General features: G+C 67.6%; 19 protein-coding genes. 9 read left to right on the plus strand and 10 right to left on the minus strand.

The window, feature by feature from the left end; genetic code table 11:
* Nucleotides 1-81 precede the first annotated feature (81 nt).
* The 4 genes from HWX07_RS26870 to HWX07_RS26885 are packed head-to-tail and all read left to right on the plus strand — an operon-like array spanning nt 82 to nt 4,636.
* Nucleotides 82-1,134: a porin gene (locus tag HWX07_RS26870; protein ID WP_175878319.1), complete on the plus strand. Its 1,053-nt coding sequence runs from the start codon at nt 82-84 to the stop codon at nt 1,132-1,134.
* 10 nt (nt 1,135-1,144) lie between these two features.
* Nucleotides 1,145-2,467, plus strand: coding sequence for an MFS transporter (locus HWX07_RS26875; RefSeq protein ID WP_175878320.1), 1,323 nt, complete (start codon nt 1,145-1,147; stop codon nt 2,465-2,467).
* A gap of 37 nt (nt 2,468-2,504) precedes the next feature.
* Nucleotides 2,505-3,659, plus strand: coding sequence for an acyl-CoA dehydrogenase (locus HWX07_RS26880; protein ID WP_175878321.1), 1,155 nt, complete (start codon nt 2,505-2,507; stop codon nt 3,657-3,659).
* Nucleotides 3,660-3,697: 38 nt separating this feature from the next.
* Nucleotides 3,698-4,636, plus strand: a complete 939-nt coding sequence (locus HWX07_RS26885; RefSeq protein WP_175878322.1) for an alpha/beta hydrolase — start codon at nt 3,698-3,700, stop codon at nt 4,634-4,636.
* Nucleotides 4,637-4,679: 43 nt separating this feature from the next.
* On the opposite strand, the gene prpF is transcribed toward HWX07_RS26885, so the two are convergent.
* From prpF to prpB, 4 genes are all read right to left on the minus strand, one after another.
* Nucleotides 4,680-5,870 carry a 2-methylaconitate cis-trans isomerase PrpF gene (prpF, locus tag HWX07_RS26890; protein ID WP_175878323.1) on the minus strand — a complete coding sequence of 397 codons (1,191 nt, stop codon included), beginning with the start codon at nt 5,868-5,870 and terminating at the stop codon, nt 4,680-4,682.
* Nucleotides 5,871-5,896: 26 nt separating this feature from the next.
* The gene (gene acnD / locus HWX07_RS26895; protein WP_175878324.1) at nt 5,897-8,491 is read right to left on the minus strand and encodes a Fe/S-dependent 2-methylisocitrate dehydratase AcnD; all 2,595 of its coding nucleotides are present in this window, start codon (nt 8,489-8,491) and stop codon (nt 5,897-5,899) included.
* Between the two features lie 82 nt (nt 8,492-8,573).
* Nucleotides 8,574-9,746, minus strand: a complete 1,173-nt coding sequence (gene prpC / locus HWX07_RS26900) for a 2-methylcitrate synthase (protein ID WP_006480321.1) — start codon at nt 9,744-9,746, stop codon at nt 8,574-8,576.
* A gap of 40 nt (nt 9,747-9,786) precedes the next feature.
* On the minus strand, nt 9,787-10,680 hold the full coding sequence (prpB, locus tag HWX07_RS26905; RefSeq protein WP_006480320.1) for a methylisocitrate lyase: 894 nt from the start codon (nt 10,678-10,680) through the stop codon (nt 9,787-9,789).
* Nucleotides 10,681-10,850: 170 nt separating this feature from the next.
* Here prpB and prpR point away from each other — a divergent pair, with 170 nt between their 5' ends.
* Nucleotides 10,851-12,839 carry a propionate catabolism operon regulatory protein PrpR gene (prpR, locus tag HWX07_RS26910; protein ID WP_175878325.1) on the plus strand — a complete coding sequence of 663 codons (1,989 nt, stop codon included), beginning with the start codon at nt 10,851-10,853 and terminating at the stop codon, nt 12,837-12,839.
* A 22-nt stretch (nt 12,840-12,861) separates the two neighbouring features.
* Here the strand turns inward: prpR and HWX07_RS26915 are convergent, their stop codons facing one another.
* On the minus strand, nt 12,862-13,521 hold the full coding sequence (locus tag HWX07_RS26915) for an ABATE domain-containing protein (protein ID WP_175878326.1): 660 nt from the start codon (nt 13,519-13,521) through the stop codon (nt 12,862-12,864).
* A gap of 102 nt (nt 13,522-13,623) precedes the next feature.
* Here HWX07_RS26915 and HWX07_RS37205 point away from each other — a divergent pair, with 102 nt between their 5' ends.
* Together HWX07_RS37205 and HWX07_RS26920 are read left to right on the plus strand one after the other, a co-directional pair.
* Nucleotides 13,624-13,749 carry a hypothetical protein gene (locus HWX07_RS37205; RefSeq protein ID WP_279612784.1) on the plus strand — a complete coding sequence of 42 codons (126 nt, stop codon included), beginning with the start codon at nt 13,624-13,626 and terminating at the stop codon, nt 13,747-13,749.
* Between the two features lie 31 nt (nt 13,750-13,780).
* Nucleotides 13,781-14,164: a VOC family protein gene (locus HWX07_RS26920; RefSeq protein WP_034205930.1), complete on the plus strand. Its 384-nt coding sequence runs from the start codon at nt 13,781-13,783 to the stop codon at nt 14,162-14,164.
* A 189-nt stretch (nt 14,165-14,353) separates the two neighbouring features.
* On the opposite strand, the gene HWX07_RS26925 is transcribed toward HWX07_RS26920, so the two are convergent.
* Complete coding sequence (locus HWX07_RS26925; protein ID WP_175878327.1) at nt 14,354-15,202, minus strand: ureidoglycolate lyase; 849 nt, start codon at nt 15,200-15,202, stop codon at nt 14,354-14,356.
* Between the two features lie 664 nt (nt 15,203-15,866).
* On the opposite strand from HWX07_RS26925, the gene HWX07_RS26930 reads away from it, so the two are divergent.
* Together HWX07_RS26930 and HWX07_RS26935 are read left to right on the plus strand one after the other, a co-directional pair.
* Complete coding sequence (locus HWX07_RS26930; RefSeq protein WP_175878328.1) at nt 15,867-16,688, plus strand: IclR family transcriptional regulator; 822 nt, start codon at nt 15,867-15,869, stop codon at nt 16,686-16,688.
* A 174-nt stretch (nt 16,689-16,862) separates the two neighbouring features.
* Nucleotides 16,863-17,414: a hypothetical protein gene (locus HWX07_RS26935; protein ID WP_006480314.1), complete on the plus strand. Its 552-nt coding sequence runs from the start codon at nt 16,863-16,865 to the stop codon at nt 17,412-17,414.
* Between the two features lie 666 nt (nt 17,415-18,080).
* On the opposite strand, the gene HWX07_RS26940 is transcribed toward HWX07_RS26935, so the two are convergent.
* From HWX07_RS26940 to HWX07_RS26955, 4 genes are all read right to left on the minus strand, one after another.
* Nucleotides 18,081-20,438, minus strand: coding sequence for a GNAT family N-acetyltransferase (locus HWX07_RS26940; protein WP_175878329.1), 2,358 nt, complete (start codon nt 20,436-20,438; stop codon nt 18,081-18,083).
* Nucleotides 20,439-21,018: 580 nt separating this feature from the next.
* The gene (locus tag HWX07_RS26945) at nt 21,019-21,324 is read right to left on the minus strand and encodes an H-NS histone family protein (protein ID WP_027810506.1); all 306 of its coding nucleotides are present in this window, start codon (nt 21,322-21,324) and stop codon (nt 21,019-21,021) included.
* Between the two features lie 103 nt (nt 21,325-21,427).
* Entirely contained in the window at nt 21,428-21,700 is a 273-nt protein-coding gene (locus HWX07_RS26950; protein ID WP_077178597.1) for a hypothetical protein, read from the minus strand.
* 61 nt (nt 21,701-21,761) lie between these two features.
* Complete coding sequence (locus HWX07_RS26955) at nt 21,762-22,298, minus strand: BON domain-containing protein (RefSeq protein WP_053526087.1); 537 nt, start codon at nt 22,296-22,298, stop codon at nt 21,762-21,764.
* Between the last annotated feature and the right edge of the window lie 32 nt (nt 22,299-22,330).

Here is a 22,330-nt window from a genome sequence, read left to right on the forward strand (position 1 = left end):
GCCCGGCGCCGTACCGCAGCATCCGCGCGCACCGCTCCCAGAACGCGGGCGCGCCCAAAAAACATGGACGGAGACACCTTCATGCAACGGAAAGCATTCCTGGTCGGCGCGTGCGTGCTGTGCACGACGTCGGCGCACGCGTCGTCGGTCACGCTGTACGGGATCGTCGACAGCTACGTCGAATTCGACCGCATCGGCAGCCTGTCGACCCTGCGGCAAAGCGGCGGCGGCTCGTCGACGAGCCGCGTCGGGTTGACGGGCATCGAGAATCTCGGCGGCGGCACGTCGACGAAATTCGTGCTGGAAAGCGGCTTCTCGCCGGCCGACGGATCGTTCCAGGGCGGCACGCTGTTCTACCGGCAGGCGTACGTGTCGCTGCAAAACACGCGCTACGGCGACCTGCGGCTCGGCCGGCAATACACGCCCGCGTTCTACGTCGTGTACGACGGCGATCCGTTCGGACTCAACGAGCGGATGTCGCCGCTCGCGCTGCTCGCCACGTCGACCGACACGATCACGAGCAACACGACCCCGCCGATTCCGCGCTTCAACCAGGCAGCGTCGTATCTGAGCCCCGACTGGAACGGCCTGCGCGTGATGGCCACGTACGGCTTTCCGACGCCGAACGCGCTCTCGACGCAGGCCGGACGCAACTACGGTGCCGGGCTTCAGTACCGGATCGGCGGGCTCTACGTCGGCGCCGGCTTCCAGGGCGATACGTCGGCCGGCAACCTGGCGCCCGTCGTCTCCCCGTCGACGACCCGCCACTACGTGTTCGCGGCCAACTACGCGTTCGCGCGCGTCAAGCTGTACGCCGCGTTCCTCTACGGCGTCGGCACGGCGGCGCGCCTGCCGGCGTTCTCGACCGCCAGCGTCGGCGCGTCGATCAACGTCGGCGCGCTCGATCGCGTGCTCGTGTCGGTCGTGCGCCGCGACGTGAAGGGCTCGGCGAACGACGCGACCGCGCTCGGCGTCGGCTACGACCATCCGCTGTCGAAGCGGACCTCGCTCTACGCACGCTACCTCTATATGAAGAACGGCGGCGACGCCCGCAACACCGTCGTCGCCGGTCTGCAGCCGCAACCGGGCGGTACCGAGCAGGTGTTTGCGCTCGGCATCGCTCATCGCTTCTGACGGAGTGCCCATGCCCTCGACCCTTTCGATCCACCCGGCCGCCGTCGACGATGGCGCGACGCAGGCGCTCTACCGCCGAATCTCGCGCCGGCTGCTGCCGTTCCTGATCCTCTGCTACACGCTGTCGTTCATCGACCGGATCAACATCGGCTTCGCGCACGCACAGATGGCCGCCGAACTGCATTTTTCCGACGCCGTCTACGGGCTCGGCGCGGGCATTTTCTTCATCGGCTACATGGCGTTCGAGATTCCGAGCAACGCGTGGCTCGCGCGGATCGGCGCGCGCCGGACGATTGCCCGGATCATGGTGCTGTGGGGCCTCGGCTCGGCCGCGACGATGTTCGTCACGACGCCCGCGCAGTTCTACGCGTGCCGCTTCCTGCTGGGCGTCTTCGAGGCCGGCTTCTTCCCCGGCATCCTGTTCTATCTCGGCGCGTGGTATCCGCCGCGGCAGCGCGCCAAGGCGTTCGCGCTGTTCATGACCGCGCTGTATCTCGCGGGGTTGGTCGCCGGCCCCGTGTCGGGCGCGATTCTGTCGTACTTCGACGGCGTGGGCGGCCTGAGCGGCTGGCAATGGCTGTTCGTCGTCGAAGGGCTGCCGAGCAGCGCGCTCGGCCTCGTCGCACTGCGCTTTCTCGACGACCGGCCGGACGACGCCCGCTGGCTGTCTGACGCCGACAAGGCCGCGCTGCGCGCCGCGCACGCGCAGGCCGAAGCCGGTACGCCGGAGGCGAACGCGGCGCGGCCGTTGCTCGCACATCGCGATTTCTGGCTGCTGTGCGCGGCCAATTTCGCGATCGCGGCCGCCGGCTACGCGCTCGTGTTCTGGATGCCCGTGATCCTGCATCGCGGCGGCCTGCATGGCGCGATGCAGATCGGGCTGCTGTCCGCGCTGCCCTACCTGTGCGGCATCGTCGGCATGCTCGCGATGGGCTGGCGCACCGAGCGCCGGCGCGAATGGCGCAAGCACGGCGCAGTCGCGATGCTCGCGTGCGCGGCGGCGCTCGCCGGCCTCGCGAGCAGCGCCGGCACGTCGCACCTGATGATCGCGCTGTGCATCGCGGTCGCCACGCACGCCGCCGCGCTGCCCGCGTTCTGGGTGCTGCCGGGGCTCACGCTGCCGAAGCGCTCGATGGCGGTCGCGATCGCGGCGATCACGATGACCGGCGCGATCGGCGGGTTCGCGAGCCCGTTCCTGATGGGCGTGCTCAACACGGTCACCGGATCGATGCGCGGCGGCCTCTATTTCAATGCCGCGCTGCTGGCGGCCGGCGCGCTCGCGTTGCTCGGCACGCTGCACGCCCGCGCGGCGGTGCACACGAACGCCGGCTGACGGCACCGCTTCTTCCTCTCCTGTACGGGCCTACCTCATGAATTTCGAACTCGAACTCGAACACCGGATGATCCGCGACCTCGTCGCGCGTTTCGTGAAGGACGAACTGATTCCGCTCGAAGCGGCGGTGATGGCGCGCGAGGCCGACGGCCAGCGCTTCGGGCTGCTCGCCGGCGAACATGCGCACCTCGACGAACGCTCCCGGCAACTCGGCCTGTGGGGACTCGACGCGCCGCTCGACGTGGGCGGCTCGGACCTGCCGGCCGTCGCGATGGTCGGCGTGAACGAGGCGATCGGCACGACCGTGACCCCGTACATCCTGCCGCCCGACTCGCCGAACCTGCGGATGCTGTGCGATGCGGCCGACGCGGCGCAGCGCGCGCGCTATCTCGACCCGTACGCCCGAGGCGCCACGCGTGCCGCGATGGCGATCTCCGAGCCGGGCGCCGGCTCCGATCCGGGCGCGCTGTCGACGATGGCCGTGCGCGACGGCGACGGCTGGGTGCTGAACGGCCGGAAGATCTGGATCAGCCACGCGGCCGAAGCCGACTGGACGATCGTGATGGCGCTGACCGATCGCAGCAAGGGCAAGCGCGGCGGCATGTCGGCGTTCATCGTCGAGCGCGACACGCCGGGCTTCGTCATCGAGCGCCGGATCCCGATGATCGGCGGCCTGTCGACCTACGAAATCGTGCTGGAAGACTGCCGCATTCCCGCCGCGCAACTGCTGGGCCGGGAAGGCGCCGGCTTCGCGCCGATGCAGGCCCGGCTCGCGAACCGGCGGCTGGAGATGGCCGCATGGTGCATCGGCCGCGCCGAGCGCGCGGTCGCGCTCCTGTGCGACCATGCGAAACAGCGCACGACCTTCGGCGTGCCGCTCGCGGAGCGCCAGGCGGTCCAGTGGTGGGTCGCCGACGCGCTCACGCAAATCCACGCATGCCGCCTGATGACCTACGAAGCGGCCGCGCGCGTGGATGCCGGGCAGGACGCCCGCACGCAGATCTCGATGGTCAAGGTGTTCGCGACCGAAATGGCGTCGACCGTCATCGATCATGCGATGCAGACGCTCGGCGCGATGGGCATGACGAAGGAAATGCCGTTGCAGCAGATGGCCAGCGAAGCGCGGCTGATGCGCATCTTCGAAGGCCCGACCGAGGTGCACCGTTGGGTCGTCGCGCGCAGCGTGCTCTGACCGCGGCGCGCCGCCCACTTCCACGATGGAGCCCTGCATTGGACACCCTGCATCTCGTCGATCCTGAAATCCGCCCGCTGCTCGAGACCTGGCCGACCGTCACGCTCGACGCCGACAACCTCGCGCAGTCGCGCCAGCGCGTGCTGCCGCTGCCGCCGCCCGACCCGGCCGGCAGCACACTCGAACGCCGCACGGTACCCGGCCCGGCCGGCGCGCCGGACGTCCCGCTCCTCGTCTATCTGCCCGAGGGCCACGCGCGGCCGCTACCGGCGATCGTCCATCTGCACGGCGGCGGCTTCGTGCGCGGCGCGGCGAAGGAGCTCGAAGCGGTGCACCGGTCGCTCGTCACGCAGCTCGGCTGCGCGCTGATCTCGGTGGACTACCGTCTTGCGCCGGAAACCGTATTTCCCGGCGCGATCGAGGATTGCTACGCGGCGCTCGCGTGGGTGTTCCGTCACGCCGATCCGCTCGGCATCGACGCCGCGCGGATCGGCGTGGCAGGCGAAAGCGCGGGCGGCGGGCTGGCCGCCGCGCTGGCGCTGCTGGCCCGCGACCGCGGCGAATTCCCGCTCGCGTTCCAGCACCTGATCTATCCGATGCTCGACGATCGCACCTGCACGCGCCCGCCGCATCCGCATGCCGGTGAATTCATCTGGCATGCGGCCAACAACCGGTTCGGCTGGACCTCGCTGCTCGGTCACGCGCCGGGCATCGACGGCGTGTCGCCGTACGCGGCGGCCGCGCGCGCCACGCGGCTCGACGGTCTGCCGCCAACGTTCCTGTCGGTCGGCTCGCTCGACCTGTTCCTCGACGAAAATCTCGACTATGCGCAGCGCCTGCTTCGCGCGGGCGTGCCGACCGAACTGCACGTGCTGCCCGGCGGCGTACACGGATTCGACATCGTGCCCGGCGCGCGGGTCTCGGAAACGGCGCGCCGCCTCAGCCACGACGCGCTGCGCCGCTTCCTGCACGGCTGACGAAAACGACGCGGGCGGCCGACGCCGATCCCGACGGCAACGATCAGAACGCATCCCCCGGCACCCGCACCCACCCTTCCATCAGCACGCGCGCGCTGCGGCTCATGATCGCCTTCGTGACGGTCCATTCGCCGTTCTCCCGCCGCGCTTGCGCACCCACGCGCAGCGTGCCCGACGGATGCCCGAAGCGCACCGCGTGGCGTTCGCCGCCGCCCGCCGCGAGATTGACGAGCGTGCCGGGAATCGCCGCGGCCGTGCCGATGGCGACCGCCGCCGTGCCCATCATCGCGTGGTGCAGCTTGCCCATCGACATCGCACGCACCAGCAGGTCGACGTCGCCCGCGTTCACGCGCTTGCCGCTCGACGCGACGTAGTCGGCCGGCTTCGCGACGAACGCGATCTTCGGCGTGTGCTGGCGCGTCGCGATTTCGTCGAGCGTGTCGATCAGGCCCATCCGCAACGCGCCGTGCGCGCGGATCGTCTCGAACTTCTCGAGCGCCTTCGCGTCGCCGTTGATCGCGTCCTGCAGTTCCGTGCCGGTATAGCCGATCGCTTCCGCGTCGACGAAGATCGTCGGGATGCCCGCGTTGATCATCGTCGCCTTCAGCGTGCCGATGCCCGGCACCGCCAGGTCGTCGACGAGATTGCCGGTCGGGAACATCGAGCCGCCCGCGCCTTCTTCCTCGGCGGCCGGGTCCATGAACTCGAGCTGCACTTCGGCGGCCGGGAACGTCACACCGTCCAGTTCGAAGTCGCCCGTCTCCTGCACCGCGCCGTTCGTGATCGGCACGTGAGCAATGATCGTCTTGCCGATGTTCGCCTGCCAGATCCGCACGGTCGCGACGCCGTCGCGCGGCACGCGCGCGGCATCGACGAGGCCGCCGCTGATCGCGAACGGGCCGACCGCCGCCGACAGGTTGCCGCAGTTACCGGTCCAGTCGACGAATGCGCGGTCGATCGCGACCTGGCCGAACAGGTAGTCGACGTCGTGACCCGGCCGCGTGCTCTTCGACACGATCACCGTCTTGCTGGTGGACGACGTCGCGCCGCCCATCCCGTCGATCTGCTTGCCGTACGGATCGGGGCTGCCGATCACGCGCAGCAGCAGCGCGTCGCGCGCGGCGCCCGGCGCCTGCGCGGCGTCCGGCAAATCCTGCAGCCGGAAGAACACGCCCTTGCTGGTGCCGCCGCGCATGTAGGTCGCGGGAATCCTGATTTGAGGAATGTGAGCCATGTTTGCGTAATCCCAGTGTGCGCCGGTCAAGCCGCCTGCGACGATTCGAGGAAGTCCTGCGCGAAACGCTGCAGCACGCCGCCCGCCTCGTAGATCGACACTTCCTCGGCCGTATCGAGCCGGCACGTCATCGGCACCTCGACGCGCTCGCCGTTCTTGCGGTGAATCACGAGCGTGAGATCGGCGCGCGGCGTGCGCTCGCCGATCACGTCGAAGGTCTCGGTGCCGTCGATGCCGAGCGTCGTCCGGTTGGTGCCCGGCTTGAACTCGAGCGGCAGCACGCCCATCCCGATCAGGTTCGTGCGGTGAATCCGCTCGAAGCCTTCGGCGGCGATCGCCTCGACGCCCGCGAGCCGCACGCCCTTCGCGGCCCAGTCGCGCGACGAGCCCTGGCCGTAGTCGGCGCCGGCGATCACGATCAACGGCTGCTTGCGATTCATGTACGTCTCGATCGCTTCCCACATCCGCATGACCTTGCCTTCCGGCTCGACACGCGCGAGCGAGCCCTTCTTCACCGCACCGTCGACCACTGCCATCTCGTTGACGAGCGTCGGGTTCGCGAAGGTCGCGCGCTGCGCGGTCAGGTGGTCTCCCCGGTGCGTCGCGTACGAGTTGAAGTCTTCTTCCGGCAGGCCCATCTTCGCGAGATATTCGCCGGCCGCGCTATCGAGCAGGATCGCGTTCGACGGCGACAGGTGGTCGGTCGTGATGTTGTCGCCGAGCACCGCGAGCGGCCGCATGCCCTTGAGCGTACGTTCGCCGGCCAGCGCGCCTCCCCAGTACGGCGGGCGGCGGATGTACGTGCTCTGCGCGCGCCAGTCGTACAGCGGCGCCGCGCGTTCGCCGGCGTCGGCGCTGCGTGCGAACATCGGCTCGTAGACCTTGCGGAACTGCTCGGGCTTCACGCTCGACGCGACGATCGCATCGATCTCCTCGTCGGTCGGCCAGATGTCCTTCAGCGTGACGGGCTTGCCATCCTGATCGTGGCCGAGCACGTCCTTCTCGATGTCGAAGCGGATCGTGCCGGCGATCGCATACGCGACGACGAGCGGCGGCGATGCGAGGAACGCCTGCTTCGCATACGGATGGATGCGGCCGTCGAAGTTGCGGTTGCCGGACAGCACGGCGGTCGCGTACAGGTCGCGCTCGACGATCTCCTGCTGGATCTTCGGGTCGAGCGCGCCCGACATCCCGTTGCAGGTCGTGCAAGCGAACGCGACGATGCCGAAGCCGAGCTTCTCGAGTTCCGGCAGCAAGTTCGCTTCTTCGAGATACAGCTCGACCGCCTTCGAGCCGGGCGCGAGCGAACTCTTCACCCACGGCTTGCGCGTCAGGCCCTTCGCGTTCGCGTTGCGCGCGAGCAGCGCTGCCGCGATCACGTTGCGCGGGTTGCTGGTGTTCGTGCAGCTCGTGATCGCGGCGATGATCACCGCGCCGTCAGGCATCTCGCCCGGCTTCTCGTCCCACTGGCCGGCGATCCCGCGCGCGGCGAGATCGGACGTCGGCAGCCGCTTGTGCGGGTTCGACGGGCCGGCCATGTTGCGCACGACGCTCGACAGGTCGAACGTCAGCGTGCGCTCGTACTGCGCGTTCGCGAGCGTATCGGCCCACAGGCCGGCCGCCTTCGCGTAGGTTTCGACGAGCTTCACCTGCTCGTCGCTGCGGCCCGTGAGGCGCAGGTAGTCGATCGTCTGGCCATCGATGAAGAACATCGCGGCCGTCGCGCCGTATTCGGGCGCCATGTTCGAGATCGTCGCGCGATCGCCGAGCGTGAGGCTCGCCGCGCCTTCGCCGCGGAATTCCAGGTACGCGCCGACCACCTTTTCCTTGCGCAGGAACTCGGTCAGCGCGAGCACCACGTCGGTCGCGGTGATGCCGGGCTGGCGCTTGCCGGTCAGCTCGACGCCGACGATGTCGGGCAGGCGCATCCACGACGCGCGGCCGAGCATCACGTTCTCTGCCTCCAGCCCGCCGACGCCGATCGCGATCACGCCGAGCGCATCGACGTGCGGCGTATGGCTGTCGGTGCCGACGCAGGTGTCCGGGAATGCCACGCCGTCCTGCGCCTGGATCACCGGCGACATCTTCTCGAGATTGATCTGATGCATGATGCCGTTGCCCGGCGGGATCACGTCGACGTTCTCGAACGCCTTCTTCGTCCACTCGATGAAGTGGAAGCGATCCTCGTTGCGACGATCCTCGATCGCGCGGTTCTTCGCGAATGCGTCCGGATCGAAGCCGCCGCATTCGACCGCGAGCGAGTGGTCGACGATCAGCTGTACCGGCACGACCGGGTTCACCTTCGCCGGGTCGCCGCCGCCGTCCGCGATCGCGTCGCGCAGGCCGGCGAGATCGACGAGCGCCGTCTGCCCGAGGATGTCGTGGCACACCACGCGCGCCGGGAACCACGGGAAATCGCGTTCGCGCTTGCGCTCGATGATCTGCTTCAGCGAATCGGCGAGGATTGCCGGATCGCAGCGGCGCACGAGGTTTTCGGCGAGCACGCGCGACGTGTACGGCAGCGTGTCGTACGCGCCGGGCGCGATCGCGTCGACCGCGGCACGCGCGTCGAAATAGTCCAGCGACGTGCCGGGCAGGGGTTTGCGGTTGGCGGTATTCATGATGTGGGGCGGGAATTCGGGGTATGACGTGCCGCACGCGCCGACGGCCCGCATCACGGGCGCCGGCGTGCGCGACAGACGATCAGCGCTTCTCGATCGGCACGAACTGCAGGTCTTCCGGACCGGTGTAGTTCGCGCTCGGACGGATGATCTTGTTGTCGATGCGTTGCTCGATGATGTGCGCGCTCCAGCCCGACGTGCGCGAGATCACGAACAGCGGCGTGAACATCGCGGTCGGCACGCCCATCATGTGATACGACACCGCGCTGAACCAGTCGAGGTTCGGGAACATCTTCTTCGCGTCCCACATCACCGATTCGAGGCGCTCGGCGATGCTGTACAGCTTGGTGTCGCCCGCTTCCTTCGACAGCTTGTGCGCGACGCCCTTGATCACCTTGTTGCGCGGATCGGAGATCGTGTAGACCGGGTGGCCGAAGCCGATCACGACTTCCTTGTTCTCGACGCGGCGGCGGATATCGGCTTCGGCGTCGTCCGGCGAGCTGTAGCGGCTCTGGATCTCGTACGCGACTTCGTTCGCGCCGCCGTGCTTCGGCCCGCGCAGCGCGCCGATCGCGCCGGTGATCGCCGAGTAGATGTCCGAGCCCGTGCCCGCGATCACGCGGCCCGTGAACGTCGACGCGTTGAATTCGTGCTCCGCGTACAGGATCAGCGACGTGTGCATCGCCTCGACCCACGACTTCGACGGCGTCTTGCCGTGCAGCAGGTGCAGGAAGTGGCCGCCGATCGAGTCGTCGTCGGTTTCCGTCTCGATGCGCTTGCCGTTGTGCGAGAAGTGATACCAGTACAGCAGCATCGAGCCGAGCGACGCCATCAGGCGGTCGGCGATGTCGCGCGCGCCCGGCAGGTTGTGGTCGTCCTTCTCCGGCAGCACGGTGCCGAGCACCGACACGCCGGTGCGCATCACGTCCATCGGGTGGGCCGACGCCGGAATCTGCTCGAGCGCGGCCTTCAGCGCGCTCGGCAGGCCGCGCAGCGCACGCAGCTTGGTCTTGTACGCGGCCAGTTCGGTCAGGTTCGGCAGCGTGCCGTGCACCAGCAGGTGCGCGATTTCCTCGAATTCGCACGATTCGGCGACGTCCAGAATGTCGTAGCCGCGATAGTGCAGGTCGTTGCCGGTCTTGCCGACCGTGCACAGCGCGGTGTTGCCGGCCGTCACGCCCGACAGCGCCACCGACTTCTTCGGCTTGAATGCGCCTGCGGCGGCCGGTGCTGCTGCGTCTTTCGTCTCGCTCATGTTGTCCTTCTCCAATGGGTATCGGGGGGTGCGGGCCGCGTTACTTCTTGCCCTGCGCGAACAGTTCGTCGAGCTTGCGCTCGTATTCGTGATAGCCGAGGAAGTCGTACAGCTCGGCGCGCGTCTGCATCGTCGGTACGGCCGCCTTCTGCGTGCCGTCGCGGCGCAGCGTCTCGTAGAAGTTCAGCGCGGCCTTGTTCATCGCACGATACGCGCCGCAGCAGTACAGCGCGATGTCGACGTTCGCCTCGCGCAGTTCGTCGACCGTAAACAGCGGCGTCGAGCCGAACTCGGTCAGGTTCGCGAGGATCGGCACCTTCACGGCGGCCTTGAAGCGGCGGTAGTCGTCGAGCGTCTTCATCGCTTCCGGGAAGATCATGTCCGCGCCGGCTTCGACGTACGCGACCGCGCGCTCGATCGCCGAATCGATCCCTTCCGCGGCGGCCGCGTCGGTGCGCGCCATGATCACGAACTGGTCGTCGGTACGCGCATCGACCGCGGCCTTCACGCGATCGACCATTTCGTCGATCGGCACGACTTCCTTGCCCGGGCGGTGGCCGCAGCGCTTCTGGCCGACCTGATCCTCGAGGTGCACGGCCGCGACGCCGGCGTTGATGAACGAGCGGACCGTGCGCGCGATGTTGAACGCGCCGCCCCAGCCGGTGTCGATGTCGACCAGCAGCGGCAGGTCGGTCGCGTTGGTGATCCGGGTCGCGTCGATCAGCACGTCTTCCATCGTGCTGATGCCGAGGTCGGGGATGCCGAGCGAGTTCGCGGCGACGCCGCCGCCCGACAGGTACACGGCCTTGAAGCCGACGGCCTGCGCCATCTTGGCCGCGTACGCGGTGATCGCGCCGACCACCTGGAGCGGCTGCTCGGCCGCGACTGCCGCGCGGAACTTCGCGCCGGCGCTCTGAAGATGCGTATTGCTCATGAACGGCCTCCTGATGGAATGCCTGATAACAGCAAGGTCCGGGCCAGCTTGCGGAATGTCGCTAACCCACTGATTCTTAAGCAAGCGCCTTCAGCGTTGCATCGCCCGTCGATTTCAATTTGGCAATTCCATGTTTCAAAAATGAAATCGTGCGCGCATAATCGGCCGTCATGGACCTCTCCTCGACCAAGCCCGTCGGCCCGGCCGACCGCACGGTGCGCCCGCGCATCTGGGCAATGGGCATCAGCCGGCTGCGCGAGCTGTTTCGCGAGATCGCCGGCGAATTCGACGAACGCGCCGACGTGCGGATCGTCACGCGCGCCTATGAAGATGCGCTGAGCGCGATCGCCGAGGCCGGCACCGCGCGGCCCGACGTGATCGTCGCGGCCGGCTCGAACGGCGGCTTCCTGAAAACGCGCGCGCAGGTGCCGGTGGTGGTCGTGTCGCCCACGGGCTTCGACGTGATGCAGGCGCTCGCCCGCGCGCGGCGCGACGCAGCGCGGATCGCGCTCGTCAGCGCCGGGGAAACGCCGCCCGAAGTGCGCCGCTTCGTCGCCGCGTACGGCCTCGACGTGCAGTTTGCGTCATATCAGTCCGCCCAGGAAGCGGAAGCCTGCGTGCACGACCTGCGCGATCGCGGCATCGAGACGATCGTCGGCCCGGGCCTCGTCACCGATCTCGCGGCCAGCGTCGGTATGGGCGCGGTCTTCCTGTATTCGCATGCGTCGGTGCGCAAGGCCGTCGAGACGGCGCTCGAAGTCGCGTATGCGACGCACGCCGAGGCGTTCCGCCGCCAGCGGCTCGATACTTTGCTGCAGCATCTGCGCGACGGCGTTGTCGCGCTCGACGCGCACGGCCGTGTCGAAGCGATCAACGAGCGGCTCGCGTCGGCGCTGGGGGTCGAACCCGCGGCGGCTGTCGGTCGCGCGCTCGTCGACCTGCGTCCCGAGTTGCGCACGCTGCGCGGCGAGGATGGCGACGCGCTCGCGACCGTGCGCGGCGTGCGTTACGTCGTGCATCGCGGGCCGCTGGTCGATCGCGGCGTCACGTCGGGCAGCGTGCTGACGTTTCAGGAATCGCGCGCGGTCGAACGGCTCGATCGCGCGTTGCGTTCGCAACCGACCACCCAGCAGTTCGCCGCCCGTTACGCGCTCGACGACGTGGTCGGCGCCTCGGCGCCGATGACGCGTGTGCGCGAGCTCGTGCGCCGCTACGCGAAATCCGACGCGACCGTGCTCGTGCTCGGCGAAAGCGGCACCGGCAAGGAAATGATCGCGCAGAGCCTGCATGCGCTGTCCGCGCGGCGCAGCTATCCGTTCGTCGCGGTCAACTGCGGCGCGTTTCCGGAAGCGCTGCTCGAGAGCGAACTGTTCGGCTATGAAGAAGGCGCGTTCACCGGCGCGCGGCGCGGCGGCAAGACCGGCCTGTTCGAGGCCGCGCACCGCGGCACGCTGTTTCTCGACGAAATCGGCGAGATGCCGCCGTCGCTGCAGAGCCGGCTGCTGCGCGTGCTGCAGGAGCGCGAGGTGATCCGCCTCGGCTCGACCGAGCCGATCCGCATCGACGTACGCGTGATCGCCGCGACGCACCGGCCGCTGCTCGCGGCCGTCGAAGCCGGCACGTTCCGCGCGGATCTCTATTACCGGCTCAACATCCTGAACATCGGCCTGCCGCCGCTGCGCGAACGCGCGGCCGACATTCCCGCGCTCGCGGCGACGCTGCTCGTGCAGGCCGCGCGGCGCGAGCCGCGTCTCACCGACCGCGTGCGCGACGCCGACGACGCGCTGCGCGTGCTCGACGCGACGCAGGCGACGCTCGCGCGCTACCGCTGGCCCGGCAACGTACGCGAACTGCAGAACGTGGTCGAGCGGATCGCGGTGGAGCTGGCCGAGGAAGTCGACGAGAGCGATCCGGCCGCCGCGTGCGCGGCGCTCGCCCCCGGTGCGCTGCAGGTAATCGCGCCCGAGCTGTTCGCCGCGCTGCCCGATGCGGCCGGCGCCGGCGACGACGATGCACGGACGCTCCACGCGCGCCGCCGTCGCGCGGAAGCCGACGAGATTCGCGCGGTGCTCGACGCGTGCGGCGGCGACCGCGACCGCGCGTGCGCGATGCTCGGCATCAGCAAGACGACGCTATGGCGGAAGTTGTCGGCGAAATAGGTTCGCGGTTCCGCCCGTCCCGTCATTCGGCCTTGTGATAGTGGCGATACGCCTTCGCGCGATTGCCGCACGACGACATCGAGCACCAGCGTCGGCTGCCGTTCTTGCTGTCGTCGATGAACAGCCACTGGCATGCATCGTTCGCACAGCGCTTGACCTTCGCGAGCCGCGCGCCGCCGAGCAGGTCGATCGCCGACCACAGTACCGGGCTCAACAGCCCTGCGAGCGTCGCATCTGACGTGTCGATCCGCCACGCATAGCGGCCGTCGACGCGCGCCAGCGCGACGCGTGGCGACGCTTGCGCGAGGAAGCCGCCGAGCAGCGCGAGATCGTCGGGATGCGGCTCGCACTGCTCCGCCTGCGCGTGAAAGAGCCGGTATAGCGCCTCGCGCAACGCGAGCGCCCGCGCGAGCATCGCCGGCTCGTCGCCCTTCTCCTTCTCTTTCTCCTTGTCGGGTACGCGACATGCGTCGGCCAGACCGGCCGGCACGCCCGCCTGTTCGCGACACCACGCCAGCAAGTCGTCCAGCGTGCCGAAGGTTTCCGTCGGCGGGTCGCTGCCGCGCCAGTACCGCGTGTTCGCGAAGTCGAGGCTCAACGTCTCGGCCGGCGCCGGAATCAGGCAATCGATCGTGACGGAAGGTTGCGTTTTGCTCATGACGCGATCGTATCTAACCACCATGCCGGTTGACAAGCGCCCGAGCGATTTCTAACATAACCGGCATGGTGGTTAAAAACAGGTCGGCTGGTTGCGTTGATGCCCCTGCAATCCAAGGAGACACAGATGATCGATCGGTTTTCGTTCAGCGTTATCCACATCGCCGCCGGCCGCACGTACGATGACAGCACGCTCGACGCGCTTCGCTACAAGCGGCTGGCACGGTGCCTCCAGGCAGGTTTGCCGCACTGAAGTCCCCTCTCGATTCAAGGAGCCCACACTCATGATCGATCACCTTTCATTCGGCGTTGCCCACATCGACCGCAGCCGCACCTTCTACGACAGTGCGCTCGGCGCGCTCGGCTACAAGCGTCTGTACAGCGACGACGGCGCCATCGGGTACGGCACGACCGAGCCCGAGCTGTGGTTGCAGCACGCGGCTCGCCCCGTCGTCGCCGATCCCGATTCGGGGTTGCACCTGTCGTTCAAGGCCGCGTCGCCGGTCGAGGTCGACGCGTTCTACCGTGCCGCGCTCGAACACGGCGGCAAGGACAACGGCGGGCCCGGCAAACGCGAGCACTACGGCCCGGGCTACTACGCGGCGTTCGTCGTCGACCCCGACGGATATCGGCTCGAAGCGCACTGCGAACTCGACAACGTCGTTTGATCCGCTTCGCACGGGCGCGGACCAGCGACAAGGGCCCGATTCCGCATCGCGCGGAATCGGGCCCCTGGTCTTGGCTACATCGTCGTTCGGTACGCGCCGGTTATCGTCGTCGATCATGCCGACGGGTCTGGCAGCATGGCCAGCGCGCGGGTGGCTACGTCCAGGAGCCGACCCGCACCGCTCACGCGCTTATTGCGCGTTGCGCGTGCGCTGCAACTGTTCGCCGAGCCCTTCGATGCCGAGGCGCACCGTCTGGCCAGCCTTCAGGAACACCGGCGACGGCTTGACGCCCATGCCGACGCCCGGCGGCGTACCGGTCGTGATCACGTCGCCCGGCTGCAGCGTCATGCAGGTCGACAAATAGGCGACCAGCTGCGCGACGGTGAACACCATCGTGCGCGTATTGCCGTTCTGATAACGGTGGCCGTCGATTTCGAGCCACAGGTCGAGGCGCTGCGGATCGGGCACTTCGTCGCGCGTGACGAGCCACGGGCCGATCGGGCCGAACGTGTCGAAGCCCTTGCCCTTGTCCCACTGGCCGCCGCGCTCGATCTGCCATTCGCGCTCGGACACGTCGTTGACCACGCAGTAGCCCGCGACGTAATCCAGCGCGTGCGCTTCGTCGACGTCCTTGCACTTCGCGCCGATCACGACGCCCAGCTCGACTTCCCAGTCGGTCTTGACCGAACCCTTCGGGATATCGATGCCGTCGTTCGGGCCGCAGATCGAACTCGTCCACTTGCCGAACACGACCGGCTCCTTCGGCACCGGCATGCCGGCTTCGGCCGCGTGGTCGGCATAGTTCAGACCGATGCCGATGAACTTGCCGACGTGACCGACGCACGCGCCGATGCGCGGCTCGCCGGACACGAGCGGCAGCGTGGCCGGATCGATGGCGCGCAACCGCGCGAGACCCGCGTCGGACAGCACATCGCCGGCAAGATCCGGCACATGCGCGGACAGGTCGCGAATCCGGCCGGCCGAGTCGAGGATGCCAGGCTTTTCCTGGCCGGACAGGCCATAGCGAAGCAGTTTCATCGTGCTTAACCTCTGTTGTCGAATGGGACAGGATACCGGCCGACGCAGCCTTTCGCAGCCGCGCGCCGGACTGATCGTCGATCGTCGACTGCACGCGTCGGCGCCGCATGCGGCATGCCGTCGACGCGCGAGGGTCGCGCGGGCGCAGCGATCGCGGCGCCGTACGCCAGTAGGGCGCGCATCGAACGGGCGGCCGCCGGTCTGCGCATCGGCGACGACGGCCCGGCATCCGCGACGCGTGCCGGCCCATGCCGGCCGGCTGCACGCGCGGCCGCGCCGTCGCTGGCCCGCCAGCCTTTGTACCATCGGCCGCGCGCCGTGAAATGACGTTCGACGGATACCGACTATTGGTGCGCCTGCCGACGCTGCGGCGCAGCACGCGCTGCACCGGCGTCGATCGATCGGCTGTCGTTAGGGGCGGCGCCTGCCATCGGCACATGAATACTGGCTATTCGGGGTGCCCCTGTCATCGAAAACGTTTGACCATCCGTTCTTGTCCGGTAATGATCGGTAAGAAGACGCTGCATTGCACACTATTTGTTTATTGCTAAGCTCATACGAATGGCTTTCATCGCCATACGCGGCCCGGCCCCTCTACGCGTGCAGAACCGGCCAGCGTGCGTCGCCAACCGATCGACGGTAATCCCCCAACCTCACATCGACAATGCAGACAACCAACGACCCGCTTCCCGGCTGCGACGCACGGGAATCGATGGCCGCTATCGACCGCTATCGCGCACCCGCGCTCGACAAGGGCCTCGATATTCTCGAACTCCTGTCCGAGCAGAAGGAAGGACTCACCCGCACCGAAATCACGAAGGAACTCGGCCGTAACGCGAGCGAAATCTACCGGATGCTCGAACGTCTCGTCGCGCGCCGCTACGTGATGCGTTCGACCGGCGGCGACCGCTACACGCTCAGCCTCAAGCTGTTCGCGCTTGCGCACCGGCATCCGCCGATGAACCGGCTGATCGCCGAGGCGCTGCCGCCGATGCAGCGCTTCGCGGATGCCGCCGAACAGTCGTGCCACCTGTCCGTCTACGATCGCGGCAACATGCTCGTGATCGCGCAGGTGGACGGGCCCGGCCCGTGGGGCGTATCGGTGCGACTCGGCTCGCGCGTCGGGCTCGCCGATACCGCGTCGGGGCGCACGCTGCTGGCGTTCCAGGGCCCCGAGCAACGCGCGCACATGCTGGCCGAGCATCGCAAGGTCAAGGGTGAAGCGCCGCTGAACGAGCAGGAGCTCGCGAATGCGTGCCAGTCGATCCGGCAGTCCGGCTACCTGCGTCAGGACAGTCGCCAGGCGTACGGCGTGACCGACCTGACCGCGCCGATCCTCGGGCCGGCCGGCCATGCGATCGCGGTGTTGACGTGCCCGTACATGCGGCGGATCGATGCGCACATGGCGCCGTCCGTCGACGTGGTCGTCGACGCGCTGCGCGACACGGCCGCCCATCTGTCGATGTGCCGCACCGAGGCCTGCTGACGCGCGGGTTCCCCGGCAAAGCACGCCGGGCACGGCGCAGCGGCACCGACTCCGGTCGCGCGCAATGCCCGCGGTGGCCGATGCGCGATGTCGCATCGGCCACCCGCGGCGCTACGCTAGAATAGCGGCCCTCTCAAAAACTACGGCGGCCGGTTGTCGCGGCCGTCGTGTCCGATGGATGTCATGGCCAAACTTCTGAACGATCAAGAATTCCAGCGTTTCTCCGAACTTCAGCAGAAGCAGGCAAGCTTCACGATCACGCCCGAGGAAGCGGACGAGCTGCGCGATATCGTCGCGCGCGCGCAGAAGAAGCGCGACGATCGTGCCGCCGCAATGCAGGCGATCGAGAACTACATCGAGCAGTTCGACATCACGCCTGACGAACTCTTTTCGCCCGAACAGATCGGCGACGCGGCGCGTACCTACGGGCTCATCACGGCGACCAAGAAGGAACGCACGCTGCCGCCGTCGATCACGTTCAACGGCAAGCCGTACCAGTGGACCAAGACGCTTCCGGACGACGTGCGCGGCGCACTGTTCGACGCGTTCACGTCCGGCGAGTCGGTCAAGCGCTTCATCGCGATGCCGAAAGACACCGCGCGCTGTGCGCTGACGATCGCCCGCCTCGAGCGCGAAACCGGTGCGGTCTACGCCGATCCGCACCTCGAGGAACTCGCGATTTCGCGCGACCAGGTGAACGACGCGGCGTCGAAACTCGCTGCGTGAATGTAATCACGGGCACGGTTCCTGCGTGTCCATACCCCCGCGTGACGCCGGCATTGGCCGGCGCCGCGCTCGCGGGAGCCATGCATTCGCATGCTCCCGAAAAAGCTCACCTCAGCATCCCGCAAGCGCTCACCAAAGCCTCCCGTAAAAGCTCACCCAAGGCTCCCGGAGACGCTCACTGACGCCTCCCGAACGTCCTCACCGATCGCTCCCGCAAGTGCTCACCGGGGCGTCCCGGAAAGGCTCACCGGCCTCTCCCGCAGGAGCTCACCAGCCGTTCCCGGGAAGGCTCACCGAATGCTCCCGTATCGGCTCACCACGCTGTCCCGGAAAAGCTCACTCGCGGCTCCCGAAAAGTCTCACCTTGGTGACGGCTTCGAATTTGCAAGGCCGGGAAACGGTCACGCACGTGTGCAAGTACATCGCTTGAAACGGCTACCCACGGTGAACGCGGGATGAATATCGGCAGCACGTGACGAGCATCGCCGGACATCGCGCGCACCTCGCGGTATCGTTGCGATCGACGGGTTCGACACGTTCGCAGACGCTTCACGCAGCAGGTTGGTCCAAACGCTTTGCATTCCTCATTTAAATTGTGACATGGCGAAACGTCGGGACGCATCGCCGCCATGCACTACCCACGAGCGTCGAACCACAGGGTGACGCCTACGGCTGCAACTTCATCCTGAAACCCACGACGCCCGGCTCCTCCGTCGTCGTCACCGCAAACCCGCACGATTTCGCGAGCGAGATCATCGCCGAATTCTCGCGCAGCGCCTCGCCGACCATCCAGGCGGTGCCGCGCGAGCGTGCGTAGTCGATGATGCGCGTCATCATCAGGCGGCCAAGCCCCTTGCCCTTTTGATCGGGCCGTACCGCGATCGCGAACTCCGCCGTCTCGTTGTCGGGATCGGCGACCGCACGCGCCACCGCGAGCGTATGGTCGCGCCCCGACACATCGGTAAACGACACGATGAAAGCCATTTCGCGGTCGTAGTCGATCTGGGTCATGCGCGCCACCTGTGAATGATCGAAGCTGCGCACCGCGCCGAAGAAACGCATCCGCAGATCTTCCGGCGTCATCGCACCGAGCAGTTCGTTGTGTGCGGCCTCGTCCTCTGGACGGATCGGACGGATCGTCACCGTCTCGCCACGCCACTCGAGTGTCTGCTCGAGGTGCCGCGGATACGGCATGATCGCGAGCCGGCTGCGCCCCGAGGCGAGCGTGATACGCGGCGCGATCACCCATGCGCGGTCGGACAGCACGCGCAACGTAACCGACATCGCAACCACTTCGCGCACGTCGCAGACGACCTGCGACAGTGCCGTCAGCGCGTCGAGCGTCGGCTCGACGGGCGTGCTGCGCGCATACGGCGAGCGCTCCATCACCGCGCGGGCGAGCACGGTATTCAGCGGCGGCAGGCCGTAGACGACGAACGGCGCCGATACACCGTCCGCAGGCGGCACGGCATAGCGAAACACCGGACCGAAATTCGAATCGTCGTACATGTCGACCGCGATATCGACGACCTTCTTGCCGGCCGGCTCGTTGGGCTGCTCGCCCTGCAGACCGAAATGGGACAGCCAGCGCAGCGCGGCTTCACCGGCCAGTTCATGCTGACCGGCTTCAACCATGCGGCGCGCGTCGGCCTGGGCGGACGCCACGCACTCGGCCGGCTGCGGCGGCGTGCCCTCCGGCGTCTGCATCAGCAGTTGGCGCCCGAGGTTGTAGTCGACGAGACGTGCATACGCGCGCGCGAGCCGCTGCGGCGTCGTGTGCACCGGAATGCCGTTCGCGTGCAGCGCATCGCGCGTCGCCGCGTCGACCGCGCCGAAGAAACACGCGAGGATGCCGCGATGCGCGTAGTGCCGCGAGTCGATCAGCGTGCGCGCGACCGAATCGGCCGGCGCGCTGTGCGAAGTGGAATGGACGACGAACAGCGTGCCCGTCTGCGGAAACGGGGCGAGCGCCTTGATTGCCGCCGCAAAGTGCTCGGGGCGCGCATCGTCGCGCAGCGTGAGCGGATTGCCGGGCGCCGCGAGATGCGGCAGCGCGGCCGCGATGGCCGACGTTGCGGCGGGTGACCAGTCGGTCAGCACGTCGCGCACCTCGGCCACCGCATCGACCGCGAGTTTCGCCACGCCCGCGTCGCTCGTCACGAGCGTCGCCGCCCCCCGCGCGGTGACGCGGCCGACACCGAGCGTCTCGATTTCGTCGAGCAGATCGTCGAGCGCATCGACGCGCACCATGCCCGCGCGCTGGAACGCCGCCGTGTAGAGCGCGTCGCCGGGATCGGCACGGCCGGTGCGCAGCGCGAGCACTGGCTTGTTGCGTGCCGCCGCGCGGGCCGCCGACATGAACTTGCGCGCCGCGCGCACGGTATCGAGCTCGAGCAGGATCGCACGCGTGCCGGGATCGCTCGCCAGATAGTCGAGGACATCGCCTGCATCGACATCGGATTCGCTGCCGAGCGCGACGACATGCGAAAAGCCGAGGCCCCGCGCATCGGCCCAGCCCAGCACCGCGTTCGTCAACGCATTCGATTGGGACACCCACGCGACACCGCCCGATCGTGCCGTGTAGGCAGGCGCGCCGAAATGCGCATGCCGCGCGGGCGACAACACGCCCAGGCTGCCGGGCCCGACGATACGGAGCACGAACGGCTTCGCCGCCTTCAGCATGCGATCGACCGCGGCGCGATCGGCATCGGTGCGCGCCTCGCCGACGATCACCGCGACGCGCGCGCCCAGCTCACCGAGCTTGCGCACGATGCCGGCCCAGGTCGCGGGCGGCGTGCAGATCACGGCAACCGACGGCGGCGCGGGCAACCGGTCGACATCGGAAACGACCGCATGCCCGTCCAGCTCGCGATATTTCGGATTGACGGGCCACACGGGCCCCTGGAACGCGCCGTCGAGCACCCGCGACCACACCATCGCGCCGATACTGCCCGCGCGCGACGACGCGCCGACGACCGCAACGGACCTGGGCTGGAACAACGCATCGAGATGGCGAACGGTCACATCGGCTCCCTGCGGTGGCGAAAGACGGCACGATCGGCATGCGGCCGGGCGGGCCGTGCGCCGATCGACGCGAACCCCAAGCATAGGCGAAGCGCCTGCGACTGCCTATATGCCGATCGGCCGACTATTCGACGGACGTCAACGCTCGCACCATGGACTGCAACACATGCGGCCCGGCCTTGCGGCGCCGCACGCACGATGCACGCAATGCGGCACGACATTGCAGCCGCTTTCTCAAAGGTGAGGATTTACAGGAGCCATGGTGAGTATCTTCGGGAATCGCACGACACACCGCGCCAACACGCGAAAGGTGATGAAAATCGGCATCATGCATGCACCGCGAAAAACGCGACTGCCAATGCGTGTGCGTTATGTCATTACACGCTTGTTTACGGAAATTCCCCGCAATATGCGGCCGGATCACGGCGAATTCGCAAAACAGGAGCCGTTAATTGCGCGGCATTGCACTTCAATTCGGCGGGGAAAATCGCACGGCGACCGCACCAAAACAAAACGGTGCGAAGGCCGGAAGGCCGTTCGCACCGTCAGTCGGTACACGAAAGGTGAGGATTTTCGGGAGTCAGTCCTTGATCAGGAAACGTCCGCGATTCTTGCCGAGCCATGCCGGCGCGCGCCCGCGGCCACTCCACGTTTCGCCCGTCTTCGGGTTCAGGTACTTCGGCGGCAAGGTGCGCTTCGGCTTAGCGGCGGCAGCGGCGGTACTCGATCCTGCGGGGCGAAAACCGAGCTCTTCCGGCGTAATGTCGTATTCGTCGATTTTCGCGCGGATATGCGCAATCGCGTCGGCAATCGCCTTTTCGCGTTCCTTGTCGATCTTTTGCTGAAGCCGTTCGAGCTGCGCGCTCAGTTGCCTGTAGGTCGCCATATGGATGGGACTCCGTGAGTGTTATTCGTGAAAAACAAGTGACTCAAAGCAAACGGAAAAGCGCTTCGCCCGATCGTGGTCTCCTCAGCCGGTCATGTCGGGATCAGTAACCGCTCTTCTTCTTGCATGCGAAGAGAAGATTTCGCACGGCGTCATCCGTCGATTGCTGGATCACGTCGAAATCGCCGTTGCACATGGCGCGGGCATTGTCCGTGCAGTTGCTCCAGTCGTTGCCGGTGCATTGCACCTGGGTGGTCGGGCGCCCGTCCGAAGTGAACAGCGGAGCACCGCCACCGCACCCGCCGAGCCCTGCAACCAGAGCCAACATCACGGCCGCCCGAGGCCACCGACAGACCGACGCAAGCATGTGTTTCATTGTGGTTCCCGTCAACCTTTTTTTGAATGTGGCGAGTATGCCATGGGCGGCCCTTCGACCGTCAGTCCGGCGTGCGGTCGGGTTGCCCGCGCGCCTTGTACGGCAAGCGCTTGCGCGGATCGTCGGTGATGCGAACGAAAACCTGCTCCACGTCCGGAAGCGCCTCGAATTCGCGTTGAAGCGCCTGGCGATCGAGCGTCGTATCCGCGCATCCCTCGACGTAGATGAACCGTCGCTGGACGGTGATCCACAGGCTCGTGCCGCGCAGATGATCGGAGCCCGCGAAGTGCGCCTTCGCCGCATCGGCGATCGACGCGTCATACATATAGGAGTTCGGCTTCGTGCAACGATGCGCGAGCCAGCAGGTCGTGCCGCGTTCGGCGCGGTAGTGCGCATCGTCCGTCATCTCGGCGCGCGTCATCCACGGGCCGAGCGGCAACGGGCATTCGGCCACGTCCTGCGACAGCGCGACGAACGGATCGTTGTACCAGTTGCGCCGCGCGTCTGGAGCATCGGGCCCGTCGATGTTGCCGGCCTGCGCGAGTGCGGCGCTCGCCAGCACCATGGTCAGCCATCCTGCGATGCCGATTCGCTTCATCGTGACCTCCTGTTCGATGCGTTACATCGGGA

The organism is Burkholderia sp. BCC0097, from assembly GCF_902832985.1.
Taxonomy (GTDB): domain Bacteria; phylum Pseudomonadota; class Gammaproteobacteria; order Burkholderiales; family Burkholderiaceae; genus Burkholderia; species Burkholderia orbicola.

Excerpts from the sequence above, each read along its gene's own strand:
- HWX07_RS26945 (WP_027810506.1), bottom strand. The coding sequence starts at position 21,324 with ATGGCGACCTACAGGCAACTGAGCGCGCAGCTCGAACGGCTTCAGCAA.
- HWX07_RS26920 (WP_034205930.1), top strand. The coding sequence starts at position 13,781 with ATGATCGATCACCTTTCATTCGGCGTTGCCCACATCGACCGCAGCCGC.
- prpC (WP_006480321.1), bottom strand. The coding sequence starts at position 9,746 with ATGAGCGAGACGAAAGACGCAGCAGCACCGGCCGCCGCAGGCGCATTC.
- prpR (WP_175878325.1), top strand. The coding sequence starts at position 10,851 with ATGGACCTCTCCTCGACCAAGCCCGTCGGCCCGGCCGACCGCACGGTG.
- HWX07_RS37205 (WP_279612784.1), top strand. The coding sequence starts at position 13,624 with ATGATCGATCGGTTTTCGTTCAGCGTTATCCACATCGCCGCCGGCCGC.
- HWX07_RS26955 (WP_053526087.1), bottom strand. The coding sequence starts at position 22,298 with ATGAAGCGAATCGGCATCGCAGGATGGCTGACCATGGTGCTGGCGAGC.
- prpF (WP_175878323.1), bottom strand. The coding sequence starts at position 5,870 with ATGGCTCACATTCCTCAAATCAGGATTCCCGCGACCTACATGCGCGGC.
- HWX07_RS26870 (WP_175878319.1), top strand. The coding sequence starts at position 82 with ATGCAACGGAAAGCATTCCTGGTCGGCGCGTGCGTGCTGTGCACGACG.
- prpB (WP_006480320.1), bottom strand. The coding sequence starts at position 10,680 with ATGAGCAATACGCATCTTCAGAGCGCCGGCGCGAAGTTCCGCGCGGCA.
- HWX07_RS26925 (WP_175878327.1), bottom strand. The coding sequence starts at position 15,202 with ATGAAACTGCTTCGCTATGGCCTGTCCGGCCAGGAAAAGCCTGGCATC.
- HWX07_RS26950 (WP_077178597.1), bottom strand. The coding sequence starts at position 21,700 with ATGAAACACATGCTTGCGTCGGTCTGTCGGTGGCCTCGGGCGGCCGTG.
- acnD (WP_175878324.1), bottom strand. The coding sequence starts at position 8,491 with ATGAATACCGCCAACCGCAAACCCCTGCCCGGCACGTCGCTGGACTAT.
- HWX07_RS26915 (WP_175878326.1), bottom strand. The coding sequence starts at position 13,521 with ATGGTGGTTAGATACGATCGCGTCATGAGCAAAACGCAACCTTCCGTC.
- HWX07_RS26935 (WP_006480314.1), top strand. The coding sequence starts at position 16,863 with ATGGATGTCATGGCCAAACTTCTGAACGATCAAGAATTCCAGCGTTTC.
- HWX07_RS26930 (WP_175878328.1), top strand. The coding sequence starts at position 15,867 with ATGCAGACAACCAACGACCCGCTTCCCGGCTGCGACGCACGGGAATCG.
- HWX07_RS26880 (WP_175878321.1), top strand. The coding sequence starts at position 2,505 with ATGAATTTCGAACTCGAACTCGAACACCGGATGATCCGCGACCTCGTC.
- HWX07_RS26875 (WP_175878320.1), top strand. The coding sequence starts at position 1,145 with ATGCCCTCGACCCTTTCGATCCACCCGGCCGCCGTCGACGATGGCGCG.